2 protein-coding genes are annotated in these 5,501 nt (G+C 73.8%); both read left to right on the top strand.

Annotation, left to right across the window (positions count from 1 at the left end; all coding sequences use genetic code 11):
• Positions 1-1,636: transcription termination factor Rho (rho, locus tag NCC78_RS26770; protein WP_250797942.1), on the top strand; the 1,636-nt coding region annotated here is incomplete at its 5' end.
• A 486-nt stretch (positions 1,637-2,122) separates the two neighbouring features.
• Positions 2,123-5,501 (top strand): phosphodiester glycosidase family protein (locus NCC78_RS26765; protein ID WP_250797941.1); only part of this gene is annotated, 3,379 nt, incomplete at its 3' end.

Genomic DNA, 5,501 nt, shown 5'->3' with positions numbered 1-5,501 from the left:
CGAGGAGGCGCGTGCGGACGAGTCCGCCGTCGAGGCCGGCGAGCGTGCCGACCGGGGCGAGGGCCGTGGCCGTGAGCGTGCCGACCGCACCGAGCGTGCCGACCGCACCGAGCGGGGCGAGCGCGGCGACCGCACCGAGCGGGGCGAGCGCACCGAGCGTGCCGACCGCACTGAGCGGGGCGACCGCAACGAGCGTGCCGACCGTGGCGAGCGTGTCGAGCGCAACGACCGGGGCGAGCGTGCCGAGCGGGGTGACCGTGCCGAGCGCGGTGACCGTGCCGAGCGGGGCGATCGCAACGACCGCAATGACCGTGGCGACCGGGGTGACCGGAACGACCGGGGCCCCCGCGCCGAGCGGGACAACGACGGCGACGACGACGAGGGCGGCGGCCGGCGCGGCCGGCGTAGCCGGTTCCGTGACCGTCGCCGTGGCCGTGGCGAGCGGGTCGAGGGCGGCGACGGCGGCGAGCGGGCCGCGCGGGAGCCGCAGGTCGGCGAGGACGACGTGCTCGTCCCGGTGGCCGGCATCATCGACGTGCTCGACAACTACGCCTTCGTGCGGACCACCGGCTACCTGGCCGGCCCGAACGACGTCTACGTCTCGATGTCCCAGATCAAGAAGTACGGCCTGCGTCGCGGCGACGCGATCACCGGTGCCGTGCGCGCGGCGGCGCGTGACGGCGAGCAGCGGCGGGACAAGTACAACCCGCTGATGCGGCTGGACACCATCAACGGCATGGAGCCGGAGGAGGCCCGCCGCCGGCCGGAGTTCTACAAGCTCACCCCGCTCTACCCGCAGGAGCGACTGCGGCTGGAGACCGAGCCGCACATCCTCACCACCCGGGTGATCGACCTGGTCATGCCGATCGGCAAGGGGCAGCGGGCGCTGATCGTGTCCCCGCCCAAGGCCGGCAAGACCATGGTGCTGCAGGCGATCGCGAACGCGATCACCCACAACAACCCGGAGTGCCACCTGATGGTGGTGCTGGTGGACGAGCGGCCCGAAGAGGTCACGGACATGCAGCGCTCGGTGAAGGGCGAGGTCATCGCGGCCACGTTCGACCGGCCGCCGCAGGACCACACCACGGTCGCCGAGCTGGCGATTGAGCGGGCCAAGCGCCTGGTCGAGCTCGGCCACGACGTGGTCGTGCTGCTCGACTCGGTGACCCGGCTCGGGCGGTCGTACAACCTGGCGGCACCGGCCAGCGGCCGGATCATGTCGGGTGGTATCGACTCCACCGCGCTCTACCCGCCGAAGCGCTTCCTCGGCGCGGCCCGCAACATCGAGAACGGCGGGTCGCTGACCATCCTCGCCACCGCGCTGGTGGAGACCGGGTCCATGGCGGACACGGTCATCTTCGAGGAGTTCAAGGGCACGGGCAACGCGGAGTTGAAGCTGGACCGGAAGATCGCCGACAAGCGGACCTTCCCGGCCATCGACATCAACCCGTCCGGCACGCGTAAGGAAGAGGTCCTGCTCGCGCCGGAGGAGCTGGCCATCATCCACAAGCTCCGCAAGGTCCTGCACTCGCTGGACTCGCAGGCGGCGCTGGACCTCCTGCTGGACCGGCTCAAGCAGTCCCGGACCAACATCGAGTTCCTGATGCAGATCGCCAAGTCGACGCCGGGGGAGTGACCCTCCCCGGAGGAGACCGCTGAGAAGGGGCACGGCCGCGACGGCCGTGCCCCTTCTCGCATGTACGCCCTCGGCCGTGTCGTGCAGGCTGGCCGACCTGGTTCACGGTAGGTAGTCGTTCTCGGGGCGCCGTGCCGACTTCCCGACGGCGTCGATGTCCGTCGCAAGCCGGTGACCAGCGCCTTCCCGAATGGCGGCTGTTCCCCGCCCAACCCCCGGTTGGCCCCTTTGCTCTGCACCCCGATACGCGCCGGTGACTGCCCGTGTCCGGCGCACATGAGGGTGCAGAGCAAAGGGGGCAGAGGGCATGGGCCACGGGGCAGGGACAGGGGGCAGCGGGCGGAGGGCTCTCTCGTCACCCGTCGCCGCGAGGGTGTGGCGGCAGGGGTGCGCGAGGGCGTCGTCGCGCGGCGGAGGCTGGAGTTTTCCTTCGGTTCAGGCGTGAACTATTGAAACTTCTATTCATCGTCCGGTTGACTGTCGTCCATGCGTACCCGCAGACGATCCGCTCGGCTCGCTGGCGTCCTGCTGCTGACGCCGCTGCTCACCGTTGCCGCCACCAGCCCGGTCACCGTCGGGGCGGCGGCCCCGCCGGCCACCGACCTCTCCGCCACCGCCGCCGAGGACGCGCCCCGCGCCTCCTCCCGTACCGCCGACTCGGTGACCCTGGCCGGCGACCCGGCCGCCAGCACCCGCGCGGCGGCGACCACGACCGGGGTGGAACCGGCCGGTGGCCTGGAGACCACGAAGACCACCCGCCCGGTCGCGCCGGGCCTCCAGCTCACCTCCTTCGACCGGTACGACGCCCAGGGCTGGCTGCGGGCCGACGCGCTCACCGCCGACCTCGGCGGCGGCGTCACCGTCGACTACGTCAACTCCGGCGCGGTCAGCCGGGCGGAGCCGCTGCGCGGCGCGGTCGACAGGTCCCGTGCGGTCGCCGCCGTCAACGGCGACTTCTTCGACATCAACAACTCCGGCGCGGCCCAGGGCGTCGGCATCCGGGACGGTGAACTGGTCCAGTCCGCGGTCAGCGGGCACCGCAACGCCGTCGCGGTCACCACCGAGGGGCTCGGCCGGGTGGTCGAGGTGAACTTCGACGGCACCGCCACCCTCCCCACCGGACCGGTCCCGCTTACCCAGTTCAACAACATGGTCCAGCCCGACGGCATCGGCGCGTTCACCGCGCTCTGGGGGTCGTACACCCGGCAACGCGCGGTCGCGGGTGCGGCCCGCGTCACCGAGGTAGCGGTGGTCGACGGGCGCGTCGCAGGCGTCGGCACGACGGCCGGCAGCGGGCCGGTCCCCGCCGGCACCACCGTCCTGCTCGGCCGCGACGCCGGCGCGGACGCCCTGGCGGGGCTGCGCCCGGGCGACCCGGTGACGGTGGCGTGGCAGCCCAAGCCGGCCGATGGCAGCACGCTGCACGCGGCGGTCGGCGGCGGGAACGTGCTGGTCCGCGACGGCGAGGCGCAGAGCATCGCCGACCCGACGCTGGCCCCACGGACCTCCGTCGGCTTCTCCGCCGACGGCCGACGCATGATCATGCTCACCGTGGACGGCCGGCAGGTCGACAGCCGTGGGGTGACCCAGACCGAGATGGGCCGGATGATGGCCGAACTCGGCGCCCACCACGCCCTGAACCTCGACGGCGGCGGCTCGTCGACACTGCTCGCCCGCGAGCCGGGCGCCGCGACCGTCCAGGTGGAGAACAGCCCCTCCGACGGCACCGAGCGCGCCGTGCCCAACGGGCTGGCCCTCTACGCTCCCGAGGGCAGCGGCCGGCTCACCGGGTACTGGCTGGAGACCGCCAGCGACCCCACCACCGCGCCGGGCGTCTCGCCGGTGCGCGGCGGCCGGCCGGACCGGGTCTTCCCCGGCCTGACCCGCCGGCTCACCGCAGCCGGCCACGACGAGACGTACGGCCCGGCGGCCGGCGCCCCGCGCTGGCGGGCGACCCCCGCCGAGCACGGCAGCGTCGACGACCAGGGCGTCTTCCGGGCCGGCGTGCCCGGACGCAGCACCGTCACCGCCTGGCGCGACGACGCCCGGGGAACCCTCGACCTCACCGTGCTCGGGCCGCTGGCCCGGCTGGACTCCACCGTGGACCGGGTCGGGCTCACCGGCGCCGGCGGCACCGCCCTCGTCGGCGTGGTCGGCTACGACGGCGAGGGCAACACCGCCCCGATCGAGCCCGCCGACCTCAGGCTCGACTACGACCGGGAGTTGCTGGAGATCAGCCCGACCGCCGACGGCAACCTCTCGGTGACCGCGCGGCGCGACACAGGTTCCGCCCTGGTCACCGTCGGAGTCGGGCGGCACAGCACGGTCGTGCCGGTCACCGTGGGGCTCACCGACGTGCCGGTGGCCACCTTCGACGACGCGTCCGCGTGGAAGTTCAGCCAGGCCCGGGCCAGCGGCGCGGTCGCGCCGGCGCCCGGCCGCACCGGCACCGGCCTGAAGATGACGTACGACTTCAGCCAGTCCACCGGCACCCGGGCCGCGTACGCCGACCCGCCGGCCTGGATCGAGGTGGCCGGCCAGCCGCAGGCGTTCGGCATGTGGATCCACGGCAACGGCACGGGGGAGTGGCCCAGCCTGCACCTGCACGACGCCCAGAACACCCAGCACGTGCTCCGGGGCCCGCTGATCACCTGGACGGGCTGGAAGTACGTCGAGTTCGCGGTGCCCGCCGGGGTGCAGTACCCGGTGCGGGTCCGCCGGTTCTACGTGGCGGAGACCAACGCCGCCGCGCAGTACCGCAGCGAGGTGGTCATCGACGACCTGGTGGCCCGGGTGCCGCCGACGGTCGACGCGCCGGCCGAGACGTCGCGCACCGACCGGGTGGTGCTCCGCGACGGCACGGTGGACGGAGCGCCGTGGCGCTTCGCGGTGCTCTCCGACGCGCAGTTCGTCGCGGCCGACCCGGACAGCGACCTGGTCGCCCAGGCCCGCCGTACGCTACGCGAGGTCAAGGCGGCGAGGCCGGACTTCCTGATCATCAACGGCGACTTCGTGGACACCGCGTACCCGGCGGACTTCGCGCTGGCGAAGCGGATCCTGGACGAGGAACTCGGCGGGGAACTGCCGTACCACTACGTGCCCGGCAACCACGAGATCATGGGCGCCCCGATCGGGAACTTCCGGGCCGCCTTCGGCGACACCGAACGGGTCGTCGACCACAAGGGAACCCGGATCGTCACGCTGAACTCCTCGGCCGGCTCACTGCGCGGCGGCGGGTTCGACCAGATCCGGATGCTGCGGGAGGCGCTCGACTCCGCCGCCGGTGACCCGGCCGTCGGCTCGGTGGTCGTGCTGCACCACCACCCGCCGCGCGATCCCAGCCCGGCCCAGGCCAGCCAGCTCGGCGACCGGAAGGAGGCGGCGTTGCTGGAGCAGTGGCTGGCCGACTTCCAGCACCGCACCGGCAAGGGGGCGCTCTTCGTCGGCGGGCACGTCGGCACCTTCCACGCCGACCGGGTCGACGGCGTGCCGTACCTGATCAACGGCAATTCGGGCAAGGGCCCGTCCACGCCGGCCGACCGGGGCGGCTTCACCGGGTGGACGGAGCTCGGTGTCGACCCGGTCAGCCCGGCCGAGGCGGACCGGGCCCGGCGGGATCCGCTCGCCGAGGGCCCGCGCTGGGTCACCGCCGAGTTCCACGCCCACGTCGACACGCTCGCGCTGGCCGCCCCGGCCACCGTCGCGGTCGGCGCCCCGGCGACCGTCACCGCCACGGTGACCCAGCCGGGCGGGCGTACGGTGCCGGTGGCGGCGCCGGTGAGCGCGGACTGGTCCGCCTCGCCGAGCCTGCACGTCGGCTCCGCCGCCGGGTTGAAGCCCTGGCACGTGGCCCGCTTCGACCCGG

It is taken from the genome of Micromonospora phytophila (assembly GCF_023656545.1).
GTDB lineage: Bacteria > Actinomycetota > Actinomycetes > Mycobacteriales > Micromonosporaceae > Micromonospora > Micromonospora phytophila.
This window is presented reverse-complemented; position numbering and strand designations above follow the sequence as displayed.